Annotated in this window: 21 protein-coding genes; 15 read left to right on the top strand and 6 right to left on the bottom strand. The window is 66.7% G+C overall.

Annotated features, from left to right (window positions below; all coding sequences use genetic code 11):
• The 3 genes from BM297_RS07610 to BM297_RS07620 all read right to left on the bottom strand — a co-directional run.
• On the bottom strand, positions 1-1,210 hold a 1,210-nt coding region (locus BM297_RS07610; protein WP_139231036.1), incomplete at its 3' end, for a TRAP transporter large permease.
• Positions 1,207-1,740, bottom strand: coding sequence for a TRAP transporter small permease (locus BM297_RS07615; RefSeq protein ID WP_092429890.1), 534 nt, complete (start codon positions 1,738-1,740; stop codon positions 1,207-1,209). The genes BM297_RS07615 and BM297_RS07610, both read right to left, overlap by 4 nt.
• Before the next feature lie 6 nt (positions 1,741-1,746).
• Positions 1,747-2,769 (bottom strand): TRAP transporter substrate-binding protein, encoded by a 1,023-nt coding sequence (locus tag BM297_RS07620; protein ID WP_092429892.1) that lies wholly within the window; start codon positions 2,767-2,769, stop codon positions 1,747-1,749.
• Between the two features lie 600 nt (positions 2,770-3,369).
• On the opposite strand from BM297_RS07620, the gene BM297_RS07625 reads away from it, so the two are divergent.
• A complete protein-coding gene (locus tag BM297_RS07625; RefSeq protein WP_092429894.1) occupies positions 3,370-4,617 on the top strand; it encodes an OprD family porin in 1,248 nt (415 codons plus the stop codon).
• 60 nt (positions 4,618-4,677) lie between these two features.
• Here BM297_RS07625 and hpaA read toward each other — a convergent pair whose 3' ends face one another.
• Positions 4,678-5,586 (bottom strand): 4-hydroxyphenylacetate catabolism regulatory protein HpaA, encoded by a 909-nt coding sequence (gene hpaA, locus BM297_RS07630; RefSeq protein ID WP_092429896.1) that lies wholly within the window; start codon positions 5,584-5,586, stop codon positions 4,678-4,680.
• A gap of 205 nt (positions 5,587-5,791) precedes the next feature.
• On the opposite strand from hpaA, the gene BM297_RS07635 reads away from it, so the two are divergent.
• The 10 genes from BM297_RS07635 (at position 5,792) to BM297_RS07680 (ending at position 14,538) form a co-directional block, all read left to right on the top strand.
• Positions 5,792-6,541 (top strand): fumarylacetoacetate hydrolase family protein, encoded by a 750-nt coding sequence (locus BM297_RS07635; protein WP_092429898.1) that lies wholly within the window; start codon positions 5,792-5,794, stop codon positions 6,539-6,541.
• An 11-nt stretch (positions 6,542-6,552) separates the two neighbouring features.
• Positions 6,553-7,332 carry a fumarylacetoacetate hydrolase family protein gene (locus tag BM297_RS07640; protein ID WP_092429900.1) on the top strand — a complete coding sequence of 260 codons (780 nt, stop codon included), beginning with the start codon at positions 6,553-6,555 and terminating at the stop codon, positions 7,330-7,332.
• 10 nt (positions 7,333-7,342) lie between these two features.
• Positions 7,343-8,803: a 5-carboxymethyl-2-hydroxymuconate semialdehyde dehydrogenase gene (hpaE, locus tag BM297_RS07645; RefSeq protein ID WP_092429902.1), complete on the top strand. Its 1,461-nt coding sequence runs from the start codon at positions 7,343-7,345 to the stop codon at positions 8,801-8,803.
• Between the two features lie 138 nt (positions 8,804-8,941).
• Complete coding sequence (gene hpaD / locus BM297_RS07650; protein ID WP_092429904.1) at positions 8,942-9,862, top strand: 3,4-dihydroxyphenylacetate 2,3-dioxygenase; 921 nt, start codon at positions 8,942-8,944, stop codon at positions 9,860-9,862.
• A 12-nt stretch (positions 9,863-9,874) separates the two neighbouring features.
• Complete coding sequence (locus BM297_RS07655; protein ID WP_092429906.1) at positions 9,875-10,285, top strand: 5-carboxymethyl-2-hydroxymuconate Delta-isomerase; 411 nt, start codon at positions 9,875-9,877, stop codon at positions 10,283-10,285.
• A gap of 7 nt (positions 10,286-10,292) precedes the next feature.
• The gene (gene hpaH / locus BM297_RS07660; RefSeq protein ID WP_092429908.1) at positions 10,293-11,096 is read left to right on the top strand and encodes a 2-oxo-hept-4-ene-1,7-dioate hydratase; all 804 of its coding nucleotides are present in this window, start codon (positions 10,293-10,295) and stop codon (positions 11,094-11,096) included.
• A gap of 10 nt (positions 11,097-11,106) precedes the next feature.
• Positions 11,107-11,910 (top strand): 4-hydroxy-2-oxoheptanedioate aldolase, encoded by an 804-nt coding sequence (hpaI, locus tag BM297_RS07665; RefSeq protein WP_092429910.1) that lies wholly within the window; start codon positions 11,107-11,109, stop codon positions 11,908-11,910.
• A 21-nt stretch (positions 11,911-11,931) separates the two neighbouring features.
• Positions 11,932-13,386: an NAD-dependent succinate-semialdehyde dehydrogenase gene (locus BM297_RS07670; protein ID WP_092429912.1), complete on the top strand. Its 1,455-nt coding sequence runs from the start codon at positions 11,932-11,934 to the stop codon at positions 13,384-13,386.
• An 87-nt stretch (positions 13,387-13,473) separates the two neighbouring features.
• Positions 13,474-13,929, top strand: a complete 456-nt coding sequence (gene hpaR, locus BM297_RS07675; protein WP_092430349.1) for a homoprotocatechuate degradation operon regulator HpaR — start codon at positions 13,474-13,476, stop codon at positions 13,927-13,929.
• 174 nt (positions 13,930-14,103) lie between these two features.
• The gene (locus BM297_RS07680) at positions 14,104-14,538 is read left to right on the top strand and encodes a GlcG/HbpS family heme-binding protein (RefSeq protein WP_092429914.1); all 435 of its coding nucleotides are present in this window, start codon (positions 14,104-14,106) and stop codon (positions 14,536-14,538) included.
• Between the two features lie 338 nt (positions 14,539-14,876).
• Here the strand turns inward: BM297_RS07680 and BM297_RS07685 are convergent, their stop codons facing one another.
• Complete coding sequence (locus BM297_RS07685; RefSeq protein WP_092429916.1) at positions 14,877-16,661, bottom strand: type IV pilus assembly ATPase TfpB; 1,785 nt, start codon at positions 16,659-16,661, stop codon at positions 14,877-14,879.
• Positions 16,662-16,864: 203 nt separating this feature from the next.
• Positions 16,865-18,229, bottom strand: a complete 1,365-nt coding sequence (locus tag BM297_RS07690; RefSeq protein WP_092429918.1) for a CYTH domain-containing protein — start codon at positions 18,227-18,229, stop codon at positions 16,865-16,867.
• A gap of 113 nt (positions 18,230-18,342) precedes the next feature.
• Here BM297_RS07690 and BM297_RS07695 point away from each other — a divergent pair, with 113 nt between their 5' ends.
• From BM297_RS07695 to argA, 4 genes are all read left to right on the top strand, one after another.
• Positions 18,343-19,020 carry a TIGR00153 family protein gene (locus BM297_RS07695; protein WP_092429920.1) on the top strand — a complete coding sequence of 226 codons (678 nt, stop codon included), beginning with the start codon at positions 18,343-18,345 and terminating at the stop codon, positions 19,018-19,020.
• A gap of 37 nt (positions 19,021-19,057) precedes the next feature.
• A complete protein-coding gene (locus BM297_RS07700) occupies positions 19,058-20,323 on the top strand; it encodes an inorganic phosphate transporter (protein WP_092429922.1) in 1,266 nt (421 codons plus the stop codon).
• Positions 20,324-20,418: 95 nt separating this feature from the next.
• The gene (argE, locus tag BM297_RS07705; protein WP_092429924.1) at positions 20,419-21,576 is read left to right on the top strand and encodes an acetylornithine deacetylase; all 1,158 of its coding nucleotides are present in this window, start codon (positions 20,419-20,421) and stop codon (positions 21,574-21,576) included.
• A 229-nt stretch (positions 21,577-21,805) separates the two neighbouring features.
• Positions 21,806-23,107, top strand: a complete 1,302-nt coding sequence (argA, locus tag BM297_RS07710) for an amino-acid N-acetyltransferase (protein WP_092429926.1) — start codon at positions 21,806-21,808, stop codon at positions 23,105-23,107.
• Positions 23,108-23,129 lie beyond the last annotated feature (22 nt).

Genomic DNA, 23,129 nt, shown 5'->3' on the forward strand with positions numbered 1-23,129 from the left:
CGTCGGCCGCCGCGCGCTGGACGATGAACAGGTTCATCCCCAGCGGCGGGGTGATCAGACCGATCTCCACCACCATCAGCGCCAGGATGCCGAACCAGATCGACTTCGAGGACTCGTCCAGGCCGAAGAAGTCCAGGCCCATGATCATCGGGTAGAAGATCGGGATGGTCAGCAGGATCATCGCCAGCGAGTCCATCACGCAGCCGAGGATCAGGTAGGTGATCAGGATGGCGAGCAGCACCAGCATCGGCGCCATGCCGCTGTTCTTCACCCATTCGGCCAGCTCGGTGGGCATCTGGGTCAGCGCCAGGCCGGAGTTGAGCAGGTCGGCGCCGAGCAGCACGAGGAAGATCATCGCGGTGGTTTCCGCGGTGCCGAGCAGGCTGGTGCGGATGCCTTCCCAGCGCATGCCGCCCTGGATCACCGCGAGGATGCCGCAGGCCGCGGCGCCGATCGAGGCCGCCTCGGTGGGGTTAGACCAGCCGCCGTAGATGCCGACGATCACCACCAGGAACACGCCGATCACCGGCAGCACGTTGACGAAGGCCTTGAGGCGTTCGGCGGCGCTGGCCTTGGCCACGGTATCGGCACTGGCGGTGTCGCGGGTGACCATGATGCGCAGCACGATCATGTAGCCGATGGCCGCCAGGATGCCGGGGATCACCGCGGCGACGAACAGCTTGGCGATCGACTCCTGGGTCAGCACCGCGTAGATGATCAGCGGCACCGACGGCGGGATGAGGATGCCCAGGGTGCCGCCGGCCGCCACGGTGGCGGTGGCCAGACGGCCGGAGTAGTTGTGCCGGCGCAGCTCGGGCAGGGCCACGTGGCTCATGGTCGCTGCGGTGGCCAGCGAGGAGCCGCAGATGGCGCCGAAGCCGGCGCAGGCGCCGATCGCCGACATGCCCAGACCGCCCTTCCAGTGGCCGACGAAGGCGGCCGCGCAACGGAAGATCGAGCGCGACAGGCCGCCGTGGGTGGCGAACTGGCCCATCAGCACGAACAGCGGGATCACCGCCAGGTCGTAGTTGGACAGCCGCGAATAGGCGAGGTTGTTGAGGGTGAACAGCAGCGACGACAGGTCGCCGTCGTTGACCGCCCAGAAGCAGGCCGCGCCGCCGATCAGCATGGTGATGCCGATATGCACGCGCAGCACCAGCAGGGTCATGGTGATGGCCAGGGCAATCAGGCCGAGACTCAGACCGCTCATGCGCGACCTCCGGGGGGGCAGATCAGGTCATGGATGCGCGCGGCCGAGCAGAGCGCCAGCAGGATCAGGCTGGGGACGATCAGCATCAGCGGAATCCACAGGGGAATCGACAGCAGGGTGGAGACGTCGCCGTATTCCATGTTGTCGAGCATCTGCAGGCTGGTACGCCAGGCGAGAATCAGCGCGGCGAGCAGGCACAGCAGGTGGGCAAAGATGTCCAGGGTGCGCACCACGGCGTCGGACATCTTCATGGTGAAGGCGTCGACCTTGATGTGGGTGCCACGCAGTTCGCACAGCGGCAAAAACGCGGCGATGGCAATGGACGCGCCGATTTCCATCAGCTCGATGTCGCCGCGGATCGGCGTGGCGAACAGTTTGCGGCCGATGATCGAGATCAGCGACATGTTGATGAGCAGCAGCAAGACCAACCCGCCAGCCAGGGCGAAGCCCTGGGTGACGTAATGCAGAACACGGCGGAATACGCCGTGTTCTGGGGTCAAGCCGCTCTCGAAGGACAGCGACTCATTCATCACTAATTACCGAGTGGCGGAGGACAGGGTACGTGCGCCTTCCACAAGCGCCTTGCCGTCGATTCCCTTCTCGCTGATTTCCTTGGCCCAGGCGTCGGCTACGCCGGCAGCCGCATCCTGCATGGCCTTGTAGTTGGCTGCATCGATGGCGACCATGCCTTCGGCCGGAGTGGCCTTGCGGGCATCGTCCATGGCCTTGTCCCAAGCCGTGGCGAAGCGCTCGGACAGGGCCTTGCCGCTGTTGCGGTCGATGATTTCCTGCAGGTCCTTGGGCATGCTGTCGAACTTCTTCTGGTTCATCAGCATGGTCAGCACGGTGTAGCCGATGGCGTGTTGGCCTTCCGGCGCGACGCTGTGGTACTGGGTCACTTCGTTCAGCTTGGTGGCCGGAACCACTTCCCAGGAGGCCAGGGCGCCGTCGACCACGCCCTTGGAGATGGCTTCGGTCATCTGCGCCGGCGGCATGCTCACCGGGGTGGCGCCGAGGGCTTCGAGGGTCTTGGCGGCGGTACGGCTGGAAGCGCGCAGCTTCAGGCCGGACAGGTCGGCGAGGGTCTTCACCTGCTTGCCGCGGACATGCAGGTCCATGCCGCCGTCGCCGAACAGGGAGAGCATCTTGTAGCCCTTGAAATCGTCCTTGGCGTACTGCTCGTAGAAGCTCCAGATCAGCTCGTTACCGGCCTTGCCGCCGTAGGGCAGCATGAACGGCAGTTCGAGGGCTTCGACGCGCGGGAACTTGCCGGCGGAGTAGGCCGGAGCGGTCCAGACGATGTCGGCCACGCCATTGCGCGCCATGTCGGCCAGTTTGGCGGGAGTACCGCCCAGCTGCATCGACGGATACAGCTGGCACTTGATGCGGTCGTTGGATTCCTGGCGCAGCTGCTCGCACCACGGCTCGATGATGTTGACCTGAGCGTTGGAGGTGGACGGCAGGAAGTGGGCAACCTTCAGGGTGTAGCTATCAGCAGCTTGAGCGGCAGCGGCAGCGCTGATGGAGACGGCGAGGGCAACGAGTTTCAAGGTTCTCATGGGATACTCCCGTTTATTGTTGTCCCCAGATTAGTAACATGTTAATCGAATCGCTGCATCAAAAATCTGCAAGAAATCCGACCGATGCTTACAGGCTCCGGGTGACGAGTGGATCGGGGTCGAGGATGAAATGCGCTGGGGCCTGCAGGCATGTTCCGGAAGCCCTGAACAGCTTAGCTGAGCAACCCGGCCTGCGCCTCCCCCGGGCGCGGGGGCGGCCGCTTCATCTCGTGCTCTTGCGCTTTTTCGCTTGCGGGCCGCGCGAATCGCGTGACACCGCATGCTGGGCAGCTGGTCGCAAGAGGCTTTCGTTAACAAGTTAACTTTTCAATCGTGAGACAGTTGGCGGGCAAGGTCAAGTCATGCCAAAGGAGGGGGCGGGGGCTCTTGCTGTTCGCTGAAATCGCTTCATGCTTGACGGGCCGCTTTTTCGCTGTTTTTTTATGTCCGGGAAAGGCGTGCAAGCACCAGCATTTAGAACAAAAAAATTTGTTAACGAATTGATACGATGGTACAAGGCGCCTCCGCCCTCCGACCAGCTGCCGGTCCAGGGGGTGACCATCGATTGATCGAATAAGTCCCCGTGGAGACAAAAAAACAATGATCAAGACTTCTCAGCGTTCCAAGCTGGCCCTGGGCATCCTCGCTGCTGCCATGGCCATCCCTGCTGTATCCCAGGCTGCCCTGGTTGAAGACAGCAAGGCCAGCCTTGAGCTGCGCAACATGTATCTGAATCGCGATTTCCGTGATGGCGCTGCCTCACCGTCCTACGGCGAAACCTGGGCGCAGGGCTTCATTGCCAAGTTCGAGTCCGGTTACACCGAAGGCACCGTGGGCGTGGGTGTCGATGCTCTGGGTCTGCTGGGTGTCAAGCTGGACTCCAGCCGTGACCGCACTGCCGGCAACATGCTGCCTCTGGAAACCAATGGCGATCCGGTTGACGAATACAGCCAGCTGGGTCTGACCGCCAAGGCGCGCATTTCCAAGTCGACCCTGCACATGGGCACCCTGCTGCCGGTGCTGCCGGTCGTGCAGTACAACAATACCCGTCTGCTGCCGAGCTCCTTCACCGGCGGTCTGCTGACCTCCCAGGAGATCACTGGCCTGACCCTGCATGCCAGTCGCCTGGAAGATGTCAGCCTGCGTGACTCCTCCGATCGTCAGTCGGTAGGTTTCGGTGCGGCCGAAAGCGCCCACTTCGACGTGCTTGGCGGCTCCTATGCCTTCAACCCGCAGCTGACCGCCAGCTACTACTACGGCGAACTGCAGGACATCTACAAGCAGCACTTCGGTGGTCTGGTGCACAGCGCGCCGCTGGGCGAGGGTCTGAGCCTGCGCACCGACCTGCGCTACTTCAATACCAAGGACGACGGTGACCAGAAGGCTGGCGAGTTCGACAGCGACTTCTTCAACGGCATGGTTACCCTGGGTGTTGGTGGCCACAAGTTTGGCGTGGGCTATCAGAATATGTCCGGTGATGGCGTCTTCCCGTTCATGAACGGCGCCGACCCGTATAGCGTCAACCTGTCTACCTTCTGGACTTTCGCCCGTCAGGAAGAAGACGCCTACCAGGTTCGCTACGACTACGACTTCGCCTCGATCGGTATCCCGGGTCTGGCCTTCATGACCCGCTACGTCAGCGGTTACAACATCGAAGCAGCCAATGGCAGCTACGACGACGGCAAAGAGTGGGAGCGCGATACCGACATCGTCTACACCCTGCAGGATGGTTCTCTGAAAGGTCTGCGTTTCCATGTTCGTAACGTGACCTATCGTGCCGAGTCGCGTGTGGGTCGCGACGTCGACGAAAACCGTCTGATCGTCAGCTACACCCTGCCGCTGCTCTAACCAGCACCCGGTAGCCTGAAAAGCCCGCCCTCACCGGCGGGCTTTTTCGTTTCCGGTCCCTCACTCCGGGCGCTCGCCCTCGCGGCTGCGGTACTCGCTGGGGGTCATGCCCGCCTCGCGGCTGAAGAAGCGGGTGAAGTAGGCGGGGTCCTTGAAGCCGAGCTGGTAACCGATCTCGTTCACCGAGCTGGAGGTGAACAGCAGCAGGCGCCGGGCTTCCTGCATCAGTCGCTCGTGCACCAGGCGCTTGGACGGCAGGTCGGCGATGCGCCGGCAGATGTCGTTGAGGCGCGCCTCGGTGACGCCCATCGCCTCGGCATAGCGCGACAGCGGCCAGTGCTCGCGGTAGTGGTCCTCGATCAGCGCGTTGAAGCGGTGGAAGATCTGCAGGTTGTCGTGGCGCACGTGCTGGTTCTTCAGCGGGTCGGCGGCCAGGCGCAGCAGGGTGATGAAGATCAGCTGGGTCAGCGCGTGCAGGCTGGCCTGGCGCGCCACCTGGTGCTGGGCGAATTCGTCGGCGAGCATCTCGAACAGGCGGTTGAGGCGGGCGATCTCCCCGGCATAGCTGGCATCCAGCGAGCTGAGCGCCACGCAGGTCGGCGACACCAGGCGCGGCTCGCCCGACTGGCTGAGGTGCGCCTCGAGCAGCGGCCAGACCAGCTGCTGGCGCACGGTCAGAACATGGCCTTCACTGTCAGGATCGGTGACAAAGGCGTGCGGGATGGTCGGCGGGGTGAGGAAGAACAGTGGGCCGCTCTCGCGATACTGGCGGTCGTCCAGGTACACCCGCGCCGCGCCGCTGGTGACGTAGTGGACCTGGAAGAAGCGGTCGTGGCGGTGCACCGGCATGTTGCGGCCGAAGAAGTCGGCGAGCTTGCCCAGCGCCTCGTAGTGGACGTCCTCGTCGGCATATCTTTGGTCGTAGACCTGGCCGATGTTGATGTTCGGAATGGGCTCGTTTTCCCGCATGGCTCGGGCTCTCCCGCCTGTTCTGGGTCGCCTGCATGATACCGCGCGTCGCCGTGACGACGATGAAAGACTTGACCATGATTAACATGTTAATTATAAAGTTCACATGTTAACTGGCCGTCGCCCGACGGCATGGTCATGGTGAGCGCCGGATCCTGTACGCAGGGGTCGGATTCATCCAACTGGTCTGTGGAGAAAAGCTGGCATGCGCCGAGCGATGATTGAAGTGGACGGCAAGGTCCTCGAGGCGACGGTTGACGACAAGGGTCAAGCGTCGGTGAATGGCCAGGTCGTCAAGCCTGACGCCTGGAAAGCCCCGTTCAGCGGCACCGTGTTCGGCATCGCGCTGAACTACCAGGGCCTGCTGGACAGCAAGATTGCCGAGTTCAACCAGGATCCGTACAAGACCCCGCCGAAGACCCCGGTGCTGTACATCAAGACCCCGAACACCGTGGTCGGCCATGAAGGCAACATCGTCTTCCCGGCCGGCGTCGACGCCATCCAGGCAGGTCCCGCGCTGGGCGTGGTGATCGGCAAGCGCGCCAGCCGCGTCTCCGAAGCCGAGGCCATGGACTACGTCGGCGGCTACACCGCGGTCAACGAAGTCACCCTGCCGGAAGTCAGCTTCTACCGCCCGGCGGTCAAGGCCAAGTGCCGCGACACCTTCTGCCCGGTCGGCCCGGTGGTCGTCGATGCCGCCGACATCGCCGATCCGCATGCCCTGGAGATCAAGCTGCTGGTCAACGGCGAAGTCCGTCAGCAGAACAGCACCGCCAACTTCGTGCGTTCGATCCCCGAGCTGATCAGCTTCCTCAGCCAGTTCATGACCTTCGAACCGGGTGACCTGATCATCACCGGCGTGCCGGAAGGCCGCGTCGACATCGCCGTCGGCGACCAGGTCGAAGTCGAAATCGCCGGCGTAGGCCGCCTCAGCAACACCGTGGTCGCGGAATAAGGAGCCGGAACATGAAACACGCACGCATCCGTTACCAGGGCGAAGTCCACAACGTCACCGTCGAGGACGCCAACGCCGTCCGTCTGGTCGATGGCACCCTGCTGGCCGAGGACCAGGTCGAGTGGCTGCCGCCGGCCACCGGCAGCATGTTCGCCCTCGGTCTGAACTACGCCGACCACGCTGCCGAGCTGGCCTTCAAGGCGCCGACCGAGCCGCTGGTGTTCATCAAGGCGCCGAACACCTACACCGGCCACCGCCAGATCACCTGGCGCCCGGACAACGTCGCCTATATGCACTACGAGTGCGAGCTGGTGGCGGTGATCGGCAAGACCGCGCGCAACGTCAAGCGCGAGGACGCCCTGGAGTACGTCGCCGGCTACACCGTTTGCAACGACTACGCCATCCGCGACTACCTGGAGAACTACTACCGGCCGAACCTGCGGGTGAAGAACCGCGACTGCACCACCCCGGTCGGCCCGTACATCATCGACCGCAGCCAGATCGCCGATCCGCAGAACCTCAAGCTGCGCACCTGGATCAACGGCGAGCTGCGCCAGGAAGGCACCACCGCGGACATGATCTTCGACATCCCGTTCCTGATCGAATACCTGTCCGCGTTCATGACCCTGCAGCCGGGCGACATGATCGCCACCGGCACTCCGGAAGGCCTCGCCGACGTGGTCCCGGGCGACGAAGTGGTCGTGGAAGTGGAGGGCGTCGGTCGCCTGGTCAACACCATCGTCAGCGAAGCCGATTTCTTCGCCGTCAAGAACGCCGCAGTAGCCAAGTGAGGGTAGAACAATGATCAAGCATTGGATCAACGGCCGTGAGGTCGAGAGCAAAGAAGTCTTCCAGAACCTGAACCCGGCTACCGGCGAAGTGATCTGCGAAGTGGCCAGCGGCGGCGCCGAGGAAATCGCCCAGGCCGTGGCCGCGGCCAAGGAAGCCTTCCCCAAGTGGGCCAACACCCCGGCCAAGGAACGCGCCAAGCTGATGCGCAAGCTGGGTGAGCTGATCGACCAGAACGTGCCCAAGCTGGCCGAGCTGGAGACCCTGGACACCGGCCTGCCGATCCACCAGACCAAGAACGTACTGATCCCGCGCGCCTCGCACAACTTCGAGTTCTTCGCCGAAGTCTGCACCAACATGAACGGTCACACCTACCCGGTGGACGACCAGATGCTCAACTACACCCTGTACCAGCCGGTGGGTGTATGCGGCCTGGTATCGCCGTGGAACGTGCCGTTCATGACCGCCACCTGGAAGACCGCGCCCTGCCTGGCGCTGGGCAATACCGCGGTGCTGAAGATGTCCGAGCTGTCGCCGCTGACCGCCAACGAGCTGGGCCGCCTGGCCCTGGAAGCCGGCATCCCGGCCGGCGTGCTCAACGTGGTGCAGGGCTACGGCGCCACCGCCGGCGACGCCCTGGTCCGCCACAACGACGTGCGCGCCATCTCCTTCACCGGCGGCACCGCCACCGGCAAGAAGATCATGCAAACCGCCGGTCTGAAGAAGTACTCCATGGAGCTGGGCGGCAAGTCGCCGGTGCTGATCTTCGAAGACGCCGATCTGGATCGCGCCCTCGACGCCGCGCTGTTCACCATCTTCTCGTTGAACGGCGAGCGCTGCACCGCCGGCAGCCGGATCTTCATCCAGGAGTCGGTATACGACAGGTTCGTCGCCGAGTTCGCCGCCCGCGCCAAGCGCCTGATCGTCGGCGATCCGCAGGATCCGAAGACCCAGGTCGGCTCGATGATCACCCAGGCGCACTACGACAAGGTGACCGGCTACATCAAGATCGGCATGGAAGAGGGCGCCAACCTGGTTGCCGGTGGTCTCGAGCGTCCGGCCAACCTGCCGGCGCACCTGGCCAAGGGCCAGTTCATCCAGCCGACCGTGTTCGCCGACGTCGACAACCGCATGCGCATCGCCCAGGAAGAGATCTTCGGCCCGGTGGTTTGCCTGATCAAGTTCAAGGACGAGGCCGAGGCGCTGCGTCTGGCCAACGATACCGAGTACGGCCTGGCCTCCTACATCTGGACCCAGGACATCGGCAAGGCCCACCGCCTGGCCCGTGGCATCGAGGCCGGCATGGTGTTCATCAACAGCCAGAACGTACGCGACCTGCGTCAGCCGTTCGGCGGCGTGAAGGGCTCGGGTACCGGTCGCGAAGGCGGCGAGTACAGCTTCGAGGTGTTCGCCGAGATCAAGAACGTGTGCATCTCCATGGGTAGCCACCACATCCCGCGCTGGGGCGTCTAAGGCAGCCTGAAGCGACCGCACGGCGGTCGCCAGCACCGAAGACGGGCAGCTCCTTCGCGGGGGACTGCCCGTTTTCGGCCCTGCACCTTCCGTATCCACGCCGCGCGCCGCTCGCGCCGGCCAACCTGGAGAATCGTCATGGGCAAACTTGCTCTGGCTGCCAAGATCACCCACGTTCCCTCCATGTACCTGTCCGAGCTGCCCGGCCCGCGCCAGGGCTTTCGCAAGGCGGCCATCGACGGTCACATCGAGATCGCTCGCCGCTGCCGCGAGCTGAACGTGGACACCATCGTGGTGTTCGACACCCACTGGCTGGTCAACGCCAACTACCACATCAACTGCGGTGCCCACTTCAAGGGCCTGTACACCAGCAACGAGCTGCCGCACTTCATCAGCAACATGGAGTACGAGTTCCCCGGCAACCCGGAACTGGGCCGCCTGCTGGCCGAAGAGGCCAACCGTCTGGGCGTGGAGACCATGGCCCACGACGCCACCACCCTGGCGCCGGAGTACGGCACCCTGGTGCCGATGCGCTACATGAACGCCGACCAGCACTTCAAGGTGATCTCGGTGTCGGCGCTGTGCACCTCCCACTACCTGGCCGACAGCGCGCGTCTCGGCTGGGCCATGCGCAAGGCGGTGGAAGAGCACTACGACGGCACCGTGGCCTTCCTCGCCAGCGGCTCGCTGTCGCACCGCTTCGCGCAGAACGGCCAGGCGCCGGAGTTCGCCACCAAGATCTGGAGCCCGTTCCTCGAGACCCTCGACCATCGGGTGATCCAGATGTGGGAAGAGGGCGACTGGGAAACCTTCTGCGCCATGCTGCCGGAGTACGCGGTCAAGGGCCACGGCGAAGGCTTCATGCACGACACCGCGATGCTGCTGGGCGCGCTGGGCTGGAGCAAGTACGACGCCAAGGCCGAGGTGATCACCCCGTACTTCGCCGCCTCCGGCACCGGGCAGATCAACGCCGTGTTCCCGGTCACCCCGCAGGACGGCTCGACCATCCCGGCGGCGCAGGCCTCCAACCCGGACTTCATCGCCGCCAGCCGCCTGTAAGGAGTCGCTGCCATGCCTCATCTGGTTCTTTATTACAGCCCCGACATCGAGCGCGACGTCGACGTCGCCGGCCTGTGCCGCGAGCTGGCCGACTGCATGCTGGAACAGCGCGACGAGACCGGCCGCCAGGTGTTCCCCACCGGCGGCACCCGCGTGCTGGCCTACCCGGCCGCGCACGCCGCCATCGCCGACGGCCAGGGCGACTACGGCTTCTTCTACGCCAACCTGCGCATGGGTAACGGGCGCAGTGCGGCGGTGCACAAGCAGGTCGGCGACAGCCTGCTGGCGGTGCTGCGCGGGCGTCTCGACGGCCTGCTGGCTCAGCGCCCGATCGGCGTGACCCTGCAGATCGACGAAAGCCAGAACCAGGTCTTCGACGCCAAGCACAGCAGCCTGCACCCCCTGTTCACCAAGAATTCCTGAGGTTTCCATGTTTGATGCCCAACTGATCCAGCAAGCTGCCGAGCGCCTCGACGTCGCCGAGCGCACCGGCGAGCAGATCCGCCAGTTCTCCCTGGAGAACCCGGACATGACCATCGCCGATGCCTACGCCATCCAGCGCGCCTGGGTCGACAAGAAGATCGCCGGCGGCCGCAAGATGATCGGCCACAAGATCGGCCTGACCTCGCGCGCCATGCAGGTGTCCTCCAACATCACCGAGCCGGACCACGGCGTGCTGCTCGACGACATGCAGTTCGAGGAAGGCTCCGACATCCCGATGAGCCGCTTCATCGTGCCGCGCGTGGAAGTGGAGCTGGCGTTCATCCTCGGCAAGCCGCTGAGTGGCCCGAACTGCACCATCTTCGACGTGCTGGCCGCCACCGACTACGTGATTCCGGCGCTGGAGATCATCGACGCGCGCATCCACAACGTCGATCCCGAGACCGGCATCACCCGCAAGGTGTTCGATACCATCTCCGACAATGCCGCCAACGCCGGCATCGTGCTGGGTGGCCGCGCCATCCGTCCGCACGACATCGACCTGCGTCGCGTGCCGGCGATCCTCTACCGCAACGGCGTGATCGAGGAGTCCGGGGTGTCCGCCGCGGTGCTCAATCACCCGGCCAAGGGCGTAGCCTGGCTGGCCAACAAGCTGGCACCCTACGGCGTGACCCTGGAGCCCGGCCAGATCATCCTCGGCGGTTCGTTCACCCGTCCGGTGGCCGCCAAGGCTGGCGACACCTTCCATGTCGACTACGACATGCTGGGCTCCATCTCCTGCCGCTTCGTCTGAGGAATAACCGATGCAGATGCCCGTCAACACCTTCAAGCAGCGCCTGAGCTCCGAGCAGCTGATCGGCCTGTGGGTCGGCCTGGCCGACCCGTACTGCGCCGAGCTGGCCGCCAACGCCGGTTTCGACTGGCTGCTGCTCGACGGCGAGCACGCGCCCAACGACCTGCGCGGGCTGCTCGGTCAGCTGCAGGCGGTGGCTCCGTACTCGAGCCAGGCGGTGATCCGTCCGCCGATCGGCGACTCGGTGGTCATCAAGCAGCTGCTCGACATCGGCGCGCAGACCCTGCTGGTGCCGATGGTCGAGTCGGCCGAGCAGGCCGATGAGCTGGTGCGCGCCATGCACTATCCGCCCAAGGGCATCCGCGGCGTCGGTGCGGCCCTGGCGCGCGCCTCGCGCTGGAACAACATCGCCACCTACCTGGCTGAGGCCGACGAGCAGATGTGCCTGCTGGTCCAGGTGGAAAGCCTCAAGGGCCTCGAGAACCTCGACGCCATCGCTGCGGTCGACGGCGTTGACGGCGTGTTCATCGGTCCGGCCGACCTGTCGGCGGCCATGGGCCATCGCGGCAATCCGGGTCACCCGGACGTGCAGGCGGCCATCGAGGGCGCCATCGCGCGCATCCGCAAGGCCGGCAAGGCCGCCGGCATTCTTTCTGCCGACGAGAAGCTGGCCCGCCGCTATCTGGAACTGGGCTGCGCCTTCGTCGCCGTGGGCGTCGACACCAGCCTGCTGATGCGCTCGCTCAAGGCCCTGGCCGCCAACTTCAAGGGTACTGCACCGGCGCCGGCCGCCGGCGGCAGCAGCGTCTACTGATTTCCTTTCGAGAGATTCGTCATGCAACTGACCGATAACACCCTGCTGCGCACCCAGGCCTTCATCGGCGGCCAGTGGGTCGACGCCGACGACGGCGCCACCTTCGCGGTGACCAACCCGGCCGACCTGTCGCCGATCTGCAGCGTCGCCTCCGTGGGCGCCGCCGAGACCGAGCGCGCCATCGCCGCTGCCGAGGCTGCCCTGCCGGCCTGGCGCGAGAAGACCGCCAAGGAGCGCTCGGCGTTGCTGCGCAAGTGGTTCGAGCTGATCATGGCCAACCAGGAAGACCTGGCCCGCCTGCTCAGCTGGGAACAGGGCAAGCCGCTGACCGAGAGCCGCGGCGAGATCGCCTACGGCGCCAGCTTCATCGAGTGGTTCGCCGAGGAAGCCAAGCGCATCTACGGTGACGTGATCCCCCACGACAAGCAGGGCCGCCGCCTGGTGGTGATCAAGCAGCCGATCGGCGTGGTCGCGGCGATCACCCCGTGGAACTTCCCCAACGCGATGATCACCCGCAAGGCCGGACCGGCGCTGGCCGCCGGCTGCACCATCGTCATCAAGCCGGCCTCGGAGACCCCGCTGTCGGCGCTGGCGCTGGCCGAGCTGGCCGTGCGTGCCGGCATCCCGGCCGGCGTGGTCAACGTGGTCACCGGCAACGCCCGCGCCATCGGCGGCGAGCTGACCCGCAACCCGAGCGTGCGCAAGCTGTCGTTCACCGGCTCCACCGGCATCGGCAAGATGCTGATGGCGCAGTGCGCCGACACCATGAAGAAGGTCAGCATGGAGCTGGGCGGCAACGCGCCGTTCATCGTTTTCGACGACGCCAACCTCGACGCCGCCGTCGCCGGCGCCATGGCCTCCAAATACCGCAACAGCGGGCAGACCTGCGTGTGCACCAACCGCATCCTGGTGCAGGACGGCGTCTACGACGAGTTCGCCAAGCGTCTGGTGGCCGCGGTCAACGCCCTCAAGGTCGCCCCGGCCGGCGAGGCCGGTGCCGAGCAGGGCCCGCTGATCAACGCCAAGGCGGTAGCCAAGGTCGAAGAGCACATCGCCGACGCCGTGGCCAAGGGCGCCAAGGTGCTGGCCGGCGGCAAGCCGCACGCCCTCGGCGGCAGCTTCTTCGAGCCGACCGTGCTTGGCGAGGTGACCGCGGATATGCTGGTGGCGCGCGACGAGACCTTCGGTCCGCTGGCGCCGATCTTCCGCTTCAAGACCGAAGCCGAGGCCATCCACATGGCCAACGACACCGAGTTCGGCCTGGCCTCCTACCTGTATACCCGCGACCTGGGCCGCGCCTGGCGCGTCAGCGAGGCGCTGGAGTACGGCATGGTGGGCGTCAATGAGGGTATCATCTCCACCGAGATTGCTCCGTTCGGCGGCATCAAGGAGTCCGGTACCGGCCGTGAAGGCTCGCACTACGGCATCGACGACTACGTCGAGCTGAAGTACATGTGCCTGGGTATCGGCGGCTGAGTGCGCCACCGCCTTCTGTGGTAAAGCATGGCGCCGCTCCGGATGGGGCGTCGTCGTGTTCGTTTGCGTAGGAACATCATGGCCTCCATGCCCAAGCAAGACCCCTCACTGACCCTGGCCCTGTTGCAGGCGCGCGAAGCGGCGATGAGCTTCTTCCGGCCGTTGCTCAACCAGTACGAACTGACCGAGCAGCAGTGGCGGGTGATCCGCATCCTCAGCCAGTACCCGCAGGGCGAACTGGAAAGTCACCAGTTGGCCGAGATGGCCTGCATCCTGCGCCCGAGCATGACCGGCGTGCTGATGCGCCTCGAGCGTGACGGCCTGGTGCGCCGCTGGAAGCCGGCCAGCGACCAGCGCCGCCTGTGCGTCAGCCTGACCCCCAAGGGTGCCGAGCTGTTCGAGGAAATGAGCGGCGAGATGAGCCGCCAGTACAAGGAAATCCAGCGCCAGTTCGGCCCGGAGAACTTCCAGACCCTGATGCGTCTGCTCCAGGAGCTGGGCAAGATCAGCCCCGGCGCGCAGCCCGGCCGCAAGAGCGCCTGAGACGACCGAGCTTGCCACCCCATCCGCTTCGGCGGATCACGCCTGTGTTGCCGGTGATTGCCCTGCGGCGATTGCCTCGGCGGGCGCCTGCCTGCTAGCTTCCCGTGCCAGAGCGGCCCGCGCCGGTCGCGGTGCTCGACGCCCGAAAACAACAAATCACCTGCGAGGTGCCCGATGCTGCGTAACCAACTCACCCTGTCTCTGGATCTGGCCCTGTCGGCCATGTCTGCCGCGCTCGCCGAGGCGCGCACGCTCGGCGTGCGCGTCAGCGTGTCGATCGTCGATGCCAGCGGCCAGCTGATCCACCTGGCGCACATGGACGGCGCCCCGGCGCCGAGCCGCGACATCGCCCACGACAAGGCCTGGACCGCCGCCGGCTTCGGCCTCGCTACCAGCGCCTGGGAAGAGCGCCTGGCCAGCATGCCGGCCAGCGTGCGCGATGGCCTGATGCAGCGTCCGCGCCTGGCGCTGTTCGGCGGCGGCGTGCCGGTCAAGGTCGAGGGCAGCGTGGTCGGCGCCATCGGCGTATCCGGGGCCTCGGCCGAGCAGGACGAGCAGTGCGCCCAGGCGGGCGTCAACGCCATCCTCGCGGCGCTGAATCAGGCGTAAGCAGCGAGCCCATCGACGGCTGTTGTGGGAGGCCCGACCTCGGGGCGAAGCTCTTGTCCTGGGAGCGGGCCTGCGGCCCGCCTCGCCGCGAGGTCGCGCCTCCTACAGGCTCGGTGTGAGCTCTGCTGTTGTGGGAGGCCCGACCTCGGGGCGAAGCTGTTGTCCTGGGAGCGGGCCTGCGGCCCGCCTCGCCGCGAGGTCGCGCCTCCTACAGGTTCGGTGTGGGCTCTGCTGTTGTGGGAGGCCCGACCTCGGGCGAAGCTCTTGTCCTCGGAGCGGGCCTGCGGCCCGCCTCGCTGCGAGTTCGGGGCATCTGCAGGGGACCATCGGGCAGCCCCTCACTTCTGCTCGCTCTGCGGCGTGACCCGCAAAATCTCCTCCACCGTGGTCTGTCCGCTGGCGATCTTCTGCGCGCCGGACAGGCGCAGGCTGCGCATGCCTTCCTTGAACGCCTGGCGGCGCAGGGCGGGCAGGTCGGTGTCGGCATGGATGTGCTGCTTGACGCTTTCCGATAGCAGCAGGATCTCGTACACCCCGGCGCGGCCACGGTAGCCGGTGTCACGGCACTCGGTGCAGCCCACCGCGCGCATGGCGCTGGCCGGTGGCGGCGCATTCCACGGCCGGGTCAGCTCCTGCCAGTCGGCGGCGTCGATGGCGTGCGGCGCCTTGCAGTGCGGGCACAGGGTGCGCACCAGGCGCTGGGCCATCACGCCGAGCACGGTGGCCTTGATCAGGTAGTGCGGCACGCCCAGCTCGAGCAGACGGGTGATCGCGCTGGGTGCGTCGTTGGTGTGCAGGGTGGACAGCACCAGGTGGCCGGTCAGCGCCGCCTGGATGGCCATCTCGGCGGTCTCCAGGTCGCGGATCTCGCCGACCATGATGATGTCCGGGTCCTGGCGCATCAGCGCGCGCACGCCGCTGGCGAAGCTCAGCTCGATGTTGTGCTGCACCTGCATCTGGTTGAACGCCGGCTCGATCATCTCGATCGGGTCCTCGATGGTGCAGACGTTCACCTCCTCGGTCGCCAGCTGCTTGAGGGTGGTGTACAGCGTGGTGGTCTTGCCCGAGCCGGTCGGCCCGGTGACCAGGATGATGCCGTTGGGCTGGCCGGTCATGCTGCGCCAGCGCTTGAGATCGTCGGCGGAGAAGCCCAGCTGGTCGAAACCCTTGAGCAGCACCTCGGGATCGAAGATGCGCATCACCAGCTTCTCGCCGAAGGCGGTGGGCAGGGTCGACAGGCGCAGCTCGATCTCGCCGCCGTCCGGGGCCTTGGTCTTCACCCGGCCGTCCTGCGGCTTGCGCTTCTCGGCGACGTTCATCCGCCCGAGGCTCTTCAGCCGGCTGACGATGGCCACGGTGACCTGCGCCGGGAACTGGTAGACGTTGTGCAGCACGCCGTCGATGCGAAAGCGCACGGTGCCCTGCTCGCGGCGCGGCTCGATGTGGATGTCGCTGGCGCGCTGCTGGAAGGCGTACTGGAACAGCCAGTCGACGATGGTGACGATGTGCGCGTCGTTGGCATCCGGCTCCTGGTCCGCCGCGCCCAGGTTGAGCAGCTGCTCGAAGTTGCCGACGCCGCTGATCTTCTGCTCGCTGCTCGAGGCGCCGCTGACCGAACGGGCCAGCCGGTAGAACTCGGTGGTGAAGCGCTGGATGTCCGCCGGGTTGGCCACCACCCGCTTGATCGGCCGCTTGAGCACGTGGGTGAGGTTGGCTTCCCAGCTGCTGACGAACGGTTGCGCGCTGGCGATGGTCACCGCCTCGCTGCTCACCGCCACGGCGAGGATCTTGTGGCGCTGGGCGAAGGCGTAGGACATCAGCGGGGTGACCGCGGCGACGTCGATCTTCAGCGGGTCGATGCGCAGGTAGGGCTGCTGGGCGGCGGCTGCCAGCCACTGGGTGAGGGTTTCCAGGTCCAGCTTGCGGCCGGGATGGGCGCGGTCGTCGAGCTGCTGGGCGGCGAGAAACTCCAGCGGATGCTGCTGGGTGTCCAGCGAGCTGCGGCGGATCGCCAGGCACTGCTCGGCGCTGTCCTGCTCGAGGCGGCCCTGGCTGACCAGTTCGCGCAGCAGGTCGTTGAGGTCGATCCAGCGATCCTGGGCGGGGGTGGACAAGGCGGTCATGGGGTTCCTCGGGCAAGCGGTTGGCGCGAGGGGCAAGCTTGCCGGGAAATCGCCGGGCTGTCGCCGGGGTGGGTCATGTTTCGGATCGATGAGGGTTCCCACCGCGGACCTGCAGGAGGCGCGACCTCGCGGCGACGCGGGCCGCTGGCCCGCCAACAGGGCAACGGCTTCGCCCCGAGGTCGGGCCTCCCACAGGGCGGGGCTTACTTCAGCGCCTTCCAGCCCTTGGTCATGAACACGGTCAGCGCCTGGGCGGTGCGCGTGGCCAGCAGCTCTTCCTCGCCGAGCGGGCGGTTGGCCAGTTCGGCCAGCTTGTTCAGCTCGCCATACAGGCGGTCGGCCTCGGGAATCTCCAGCACGCTGCGCGCCAGGCGCAGCCAGACCAGCATGCGCTCCAGGCGCGGCAGCTGTTCGGCGAGGTCTTCCGGCTGGCGCTGGTAGCGGTCCAGCTGCAGGGCGGCGGCCTCCTCGGTGAGGAAGCGCTGCAGCCAGCGGCCGATGCCGGCGGCACCGATGCGCGCGCCGCGCTCGTTGCGCTTTTCCGTCCAGGCGCGGGTCAGCAGCCAGCGCGAGGCCTGCAGGGAGAACAGCCCCCAGCGCGGATCGCTCAGCTCCTCGGCGAACTGCTCGGGGGTGGCCTGGCGCACGCTGTCGTCGTCCTGGCCGGCCTGCACGTGCGGACGCCAGTCTTCGAGCAGGGCATCCAGCGCCTCGCGCAGCTCGCGCGAGCTGGCGCGCGGCGCGGCCTGGCCGAGGCTGCCGAGCAGGGCGCGCAGGTCGATCAGCTGTTGCAGCCACTGCTCGAGCAGTTTCCAGTGGCCGTTGAAGCGGTACTGCTCGGCGAGGCGCTGGCTGTTGCCGAGCAGCTGCCAGGCCAGCGCGGCGAAGGCGTCGTCGAGCGGCATGGCGGCGTCGAGCTGCGGCTCCGGCAGGCTCAGGCTGTAGCAGGTCGGGTCGAACAGGCGGTAGCCGCGCTCGGCCTTGCTGATGTCGCAGGGCATCAGCGGCAGGGTGGCGGCCAGCTCGATGGCCAGCTCGAGCAGCGCGGCGGGGTCACCCTCGCGCAGTTCCAGCTCCAGCTCGCAGATTTCCTCGCTCTGCTTGCCGGCGGTGACCTTGCCCAGATCCAGCGCCGCCTCGATCACCACCTTGGCCTTGCCGCGGCCCCAGGCGATCTCGGCCTTGTCGCGGAGGAAGTCGGTGGTGAAGATCGGCTTGAGGGTCTTCTTGTCCAGCTCGGCCAGTTCGGCCGGCCAGCATTCGGCGGTGAGCTTCTTCAGGTCCAGCTTGTTCTTGTCCAGCGGCCAGTCCCACTCGTTGCGCTCGGACAGCCCGGCGACGCTCTGCCCGCGGCCCTTGAGGGTCTGGATGTACTGCTCGCCGTCGCGGCGCAGGCGCAGGGCGACCCTGGCCTGGGCCAGGTCGCGCTCCGGGGTGTCGAAGTACTGGTTGAACAGCTCGGACTGTTGCCAGCCGCTCTTGTTGCGCTTCTTCAGCAGCGGGTGCTCGCGCAGCGCGGCGAGGGTGGCGCGACTGGCGCGCAGCTTGATTTCGGTTTCTTTGACCATGACTGGCGGGTCCTGCCCTTATCAGACAACTGTGACAACAAAATGAAGGCGTGCTGGCGGGGCTGTGGGGGGCGGCTTTATAATTGGGATCCTTTTCAACAGGGTTTTACCCCATGCCGATCAATCCCTTCGTCAGCCTGTTTGGCCGCTCCCCGATCGGGCCGATGCAGCAGCACATTGCCAAGGCACATGAATGTGCGGCGAACCTCCTGCCGTTCTTCCAGGCCGTCATCGCCGAGGACTGGCCGCGGGTGGAAGAGATTCAGCAGGAGATGTCACGCCTGGAGCAGGAAGCCGACAAGCTCAAGAAGAGCGTGCGTATTCACCTGCCGAAAAGCCTGTTCCTGCCGGTGCCGCGCTCGGATCTGCTGGAGCTGCTCAGTGTACAGGACAAAGTCGCCAACCGCGCCAAGGACATCGCCGGCCTGATGCTGGGCCGCCAGATGACCATCCCGCAGGCCATGCAGCCGCTGATGCTGGCTTACGTGCAGCGCACCGTCGACGCCAGCGCCCAGGCGCTGAAGGCGATGAACGAGCTGGACGAGCTGCTCGAGACCGGCTTCGGCGGTCGCGAGGCGACCCTGGTGGAGAACATGGTCGAGGAGCTCGAGGTCATCGAGGCGGACACCGACCGCCTGCAGATCGGGGTGCGTCGCACCCTGTTCGCGCTGGAGAAGGACCTGCCGCCAGTCGACGTGATGTTCCTCTATCAGATCATCGAATGGATCGGTGATGTGGCCGACCGCGCCGAGCGGGTCGGCAACCGTCTGGAACAACTGCTGGCGCGCTGAGCGGCGGCATCCTGTCTAGGATCAACGAGAACTTCTTATGTCTCTTATCGCGGATTACGGTTTCGTACTCCTGGTGCTCGCCTGCGCCTTCGGTTTCTTCATGGCCTGGGGCGTCGGCGCCAACGACGTGGCCAACGCCATGGGCACCTCGGTCGGCTCGCGTGCGCTGACCATCAAACAGGCGATCCTGATCGCCATGGTCTTCGAGTTCTGCGGCGCCTACCTGGCCGGTGGCGAGGTGACCGAGACCATCAAGAACGGCATCGTCGATGCCAATGTCATTTCCCCCGACCTGATGGTGTTGGGCATGATGTCGGCGCTGCTGGCTGCCGGCTCCTGGCTGCTGATCGCCACCGTCAAGGGCTGGCCGGTGTCCACCACCCACTCCATCGTCGGTGCGGTGATCGGCTTCGCCGCGGTCGGCGTGTCGGTGGATGCGGTGCACTGGGACGCCATCGGCCCGATCGTCGCCAGCTGGGTGGTGACCCCGCTGCTCTCCGGCGTGGTCGCCTTCGGCCTGTTCGTCAGCGTGCAGAAGCTGATCATCGACACCGATGAGCCGTTCCGCAACGCCAAGCGCTACGTGCCGCTGTACATGTTCCTCACCGGCTTCATGGTCGCGCTGATGACTGTGACCAAGGGCCTCAAGCACGTCGGTCTGCACCTCTCCGGCAACCAGGGCATCCTCCTGGCGCTGGGCATCGGCGTGCTGGTGATGCTGTTCGGTATCGCCCTGCTCAGCCGCATCCAGGTCGACGCCGAGGCGGACAAGGGTTTCCATTACGCCAGCGTGGAGAAGGTCTTCGCCGTGCTGATGGTGTTCACCGCCTGCTCGATGGCCTTCGCCCACGGCGCCAACGACGTGGCCAACGCGGTCGGTCCGCTGGCCGGTATCGTCGGCGTGATCCAGTCCGGCGGCGCGGCGGAGATCGCCGCCAAGTCGGCGGTGCCGGGCTGGGTGCTGCTGCTCGGCGCCATCGGCATCGTGGTCGGTCTGGCCACCTACGGTTACAAGGTGATCGCCACCATCGGCAAGGAAATCACCGAGCTGACCCCGAGCCGCGGCTTCGCCGCCGAGCTGGCCACCGCCTCCACCGTGGTCGGTGCCTCGGCCATCGGCCTGCCGGTATCGACCACCCACACCCTGGTCGGCGCGGTGCTCGGCATCGGCATCGCCCGCGGCATCGGCGCGCTGAACCTCGGCGTGGTCGGCAAGATCTTCATGTCGTGGATCATCACCCTGCCGGCCGGTGCGATCCTGTCGATCATCTTCTTCACCATCCTTCAGGCGATCTTCGTCTGACCCGGCCGCCGCGATCGTCCCTGCGGACGGTCGCGGCGGTTTCCCCCTCGGGCCTCCCGGCCTATCATGCAAGGCACTGTTTCCGGAGTGCCGCCATGCCCCTTCCCAGTCTCAAGCAGCAGTTCGCCGAACTGATCGCCCTGCCGTCGGTGAGTTGCACCCAGGCCTCCCTCGACCTGCCCAACCGGCCGCTGATCGAGCGTCTGGCGAGCTGGCTGAGCGACCTCGGCTTCGCCTGCGAGATCCAGGACCTCGCCCCCGGCAAGGCCAACCTGCTGGCCAGCTACGGCAGCGGCCCCGGCGGCCTGGTGCTGGCCGGGCACAGCGACACCGTGCCCTTCGATGCCGCGCTGTGGCGGAGCGATCCGCTGACCCTGCGCGAGGCCGACGACCGTTGGTACGGCCTGGGCAGCTGCGACATGAAGGGCTTCTTCCCGCTGATCATCGAGGCGGTCAAGCCGCTGCTCGAGCGGCCGTTCCGCCAGCCGCTCCTGATCCTCGCCACCTGCGACGAGGAAAGCTCGATGAGCGGCGCCCGCGCCCTGGCCGCCGCCGGCCGCCCGCTCGGCCGCGCCGCGGTGATCGGCGAGCCGACCGGGCTCAAGCCGATCCGTCTGCACAAGGGCGTGATGATGGAGCGCATCGACATCCACGGGCAGAGCGGCCATTCCTCCGACCCGAGTCTGGGGCGCAGCGCGCTGGAAGCCATGCATGCGGCGATCGGCGAGCTGCTGAGCCTGCGCGGCCAGTGGCAAAAGGAGTTCAACAACCCGCTGTTCAACGTGCCGCAGCCGACCCTCAATCTCGGCTGCATCCACGGCGGCGACAACCCCAACCGCATCTGCGGCCAGTGTGCCCTGGAGTTCGACCTGCGCCCGCTGCCGGGCATGGACCCCGAGCAGCTGCGCGCGGCGATCCGCGGCAAACTGCAGCCGCTGGCCGAGCAGCGCGGCGTGCGCATCGACTACGGTCCGCTGTTTCCCGGCGTGCCGCCGTTCGAGCAGGCCGCCGACAGCGAGCTGGTGCGCCTGGCCGAGCGTCTCACCGGCCAGGCCGCCGAGGCGGTGGCCTTCGGCACCGAGGCGCCCTACCTGCAGCAGCTCGGCTGCGAGACCATCGTCCTCGGCCCCGGCGACATCGCCTGCGCCCACCAGCCGGACGAGTACCTCGATCTTTCCCGCATCGAGCCGTGCGTCGAGCTGCTGCGCGGGCTGATCGGGCACTATTGCCTCGATGCCCAACCGATTCCGTAGGAGCGGGCTGGCAGGCGCGACGAGTGCGTGAGCGCTGTTCACCCCTCTCCCACTTCATGGGAGAGGGGCCGGGGGTGAGGGGAAATGGCAGCACCACCCTCACCGCGGCCCTCTCCCGCCAGCGGGAGAGGGGGCACGGAGGCTCTCAGCGCGCCCGCCTGCCCCGCCAAACGTGACTGTCCAGCGCTGCCCGGGCATCTCAAAGACGAACACCCCATAGGCCACATCCATGCACGACTACGTCAACTGGCTCCGCCACGCCTCGCCCTACATCAACGCCCACCGCGACCGCACCTTCGTGGTCATGCTGCCGGGCGACGGTGTCGAGCATGCCAACTTCGGCAACATCGTCCACGACCTGGTGCTGCTGCACAGCCTCGGCGTGCGCCTGGTGCTGGTCCACGGCTCGCGTCCGCAGATCGAGGCGCGCCTGGCCGCCCGCGGCCTGCAGCCGCGCTTCCACCACGGCCTGCGGGTCACCGACGGGCCGACCCTGGAGTGCGTGGTCGAGGCGGTCGGCGGCCTGCGCCTGGGGATAGAGGCGCGCCTGTCGATGGACATGGCCGCCTCGCCGATGCAGGGCGCCCGCCTGCGCGTGGTCGGCGGCAACCTGGTCACCGCGCGGCCGATCGGCGTGGTCGACGGCGTCGACTACCAGCACACCGGCGAAGTGCGGCGCATCGACCGCAAGGGCATCGAGCGCCTGCTCGACGAGCGGCGCATCGTCCTGCTGTCGTCGGTCGGCTACTCGCCTACCGGGGAGATCTTCAACCTGGCCTGCGAGGACGTGGCGCAGAGCACGGCCATCGAGCTGCAGGCCGACAAGCTGATCCTGTTCGGCGCCGAGCGCGGCGTGCTCGACGAGGCCGGCCAGCTGGTGCGCGAGCTGCGCCCGCAGCAGGTGCCGGCGCATCTGGCGCGCCTCGGTGGCGACTACCAGGGCGAGCTGCTCGACGCCGCCGCCCAGGCCTGCCGCGGCGGCGTGCGGCGCAGCCATATCGTCAGCTACGGCCAGGACGGCGCGCTGCTCAACGAACTGTTCACCCGCGAGGGCGCCGGCACCCTGGTCGCCCAGGAGCAGTTCGAGCAGCTGCGCGAGGCCGACATCAACGACGTCGGCGGCCTGCTCGAGCTGATCCGCCCGCTGGAGGAGCAGGGCATCCTGGTCCGCCGCTCGCGCGAGGTGCTCGAGCGCGAGATCGGCCAGTTCAGCATCGTCGAGCGCGAGGGCCTGATCATCGCCTGCGCCGCGCTCTACCCGGTACCGGACTCCGACTGGGGCGAGCTGGCCTGCCTGGCCGTGCACCCCGAATACCGCCAGGGCGGCCGCGGCGACGATCTGCTCGCCCGCATCGAGCAGCGCGCCCGCGCCCAGGGCATCAAGACCCTGTTCGTGCTCACCACCCGCACCGCCCACTGGTTCCAGGAGCGTGGCTTCAAGCCCAGCAGCGTCGAGCGTCTGCCGGCGGCGCGCGCCTCGCTGTACAACTTCCAGCGCCAGTCGAAGGTGTTCGAGAAGCCACTGGCCTGAAGCAAAAAGGGCGGGCGCTCCG

It is taken from the genome of Geopseudomonas sagittaria (assembly GCF_900115715.1).
In the GTDB taxonomy this organism is placed as follows: domain Bacteria; phylum Pseudomonadota; class Gammaproteobacteria; order Pseudomonadales; family Pseudomonadaceae; genus Geopseudomonas; species Geopseudomonas sagittaria.

Bases quoted from the DNA above. Each gene is read 5' to 3' on its own strand.
- hpaA (WP_092429896.1), bottom strand. From the start codon at position 5,586: ATGCGGGAAAACGAGCCCATTCCGAACATCAACATCGGCCAGGTCTAC.
- BM297_RS07615 (WP_092429890.1), bottom strand. From the start codon at position 1,740: ATGAATGAGTCGCTGTCCTTCGAGAGCGGCTTGACCCCAGAACACGGC.
- argE (WP_092429924.1), top strand. From the start codon at position 20,419: ATGCCCCTTCCCAGTCTCAAGCAGCAGTTCGCCGAACTGATCGCCCTG.
- BM297_RS07700 (WP_092429922.1), top strand. From the start codon at position 19,058: ATGTCTCTTATCGCGGATTACGGTTTCGTACTCCTGGTGCTCGCCTGC.
- hpaD (WP_092429904.1), top strand. From the start codon at position 8,942: ATGGGCAAACTTGCTCTGGCTGCCAAGATCACCCACGTTCCCTCCATG.
- BM297_RS07690 (WP_092429918.1), bottom strand. From the start codon at position 18,229: ATGGTCAAAGAAACCGAAATCAAGCTGCGCGCCAGTCGCGCCACCCTC.
- argA (WP_092429926.1), top strand. From the start codon at position 21,806: ATGCACGACTACGTCAACTGGCTCCGCCACGCCTCGCCCTACATCAAC.
- BM297_RS07670 (WP_092429912.1), top strand. From the start codon at position 11,932: ATGCAACTGACCGATAACACCCTGCTGCGCACCCAGGCCTTCATCGGC.
- hpaE (WP_092429902.1), top strand. From the start codon at position 7,343: ATGATCAAGCATTGGATCAACGGCCGTGAGGTCGAGAGCAAAGAAGTC.
- BM297_RS07620 (WP_092429892.1), bottom strand. From the start codon at position 2,769: ATGAGAACCTTGAAACTCGTTGCCCTCGCCGTCTCCATCAGCGCTGCC.
- BM297_RS07635 (WP_092429898.1), top strand. From the start codon at position 5,792: ATGCGCCGAGCGATGATTGAAGTGGACGGCAAGGTCCTCGAGGCGACG.
- BM297_RS07695 (WP_092429920.1), top strand. From the start codon at position 18,343: ATGCCGATCAATCCCTTCGTCAGCCTGTTTGGCCGCTCCCCGATCGGG.
- hpaH (WP_092429908.1), top strand. From the start codon at position 10,293: ATGTTTGATGCCCAACTGATCCAGCAAGCTGCCGAGCGCCTCGACGTC.
- hpaR (WP_092430349.1), top strand. From the start codon at position 13,474: ATGCCCAAGCAAGACCCCTCACTGACCCTGGCCCTGTTGCAGGCGCGC.
- BM297_RS07680 (WP_092429914.1), top strand. From the start codon at position 14,104: ATGCTGCGTAACCAACTCACCCTGTCTCTGGATCTGGCCCTGTCGGCC.
- BM297_RS07655 (WP_092429906.1), top strand. From the start codon at position 9,875: ATGCCTCATCTGGTTCTTTATTACAGCCCCGACATCGAGCGCGACGTC.
- BM297_RS07625 (WP_092429894.1), top strand. From the start codon at position 3,370: ATGATCAAGACTTCTCAGCGTTCCAAGCTGGCCCTGGGCATCCTCGCT.
- BM297_RS07640 (WP_092429900.1), top strand. From the start codon at position 6,553: ATGAAACACGCACGCATCCGTTACCAGGGCGAAGTCCACAACGTCACC.
- hpaI (WP_092429910.1), top strand. From the start codon at position 11,107: ATGCAGATGCCCGTCAACACCTTCAAGCAGCGCCTGAGCTCCGAGCAG.
- BM297_RS07685 (WP_092429916.1), bottom strand. From the start codon at position 16,661: ATGACCGCCTTGTCCACCCCCGCCCAGGATCGCTGGATCGACCTCAAC.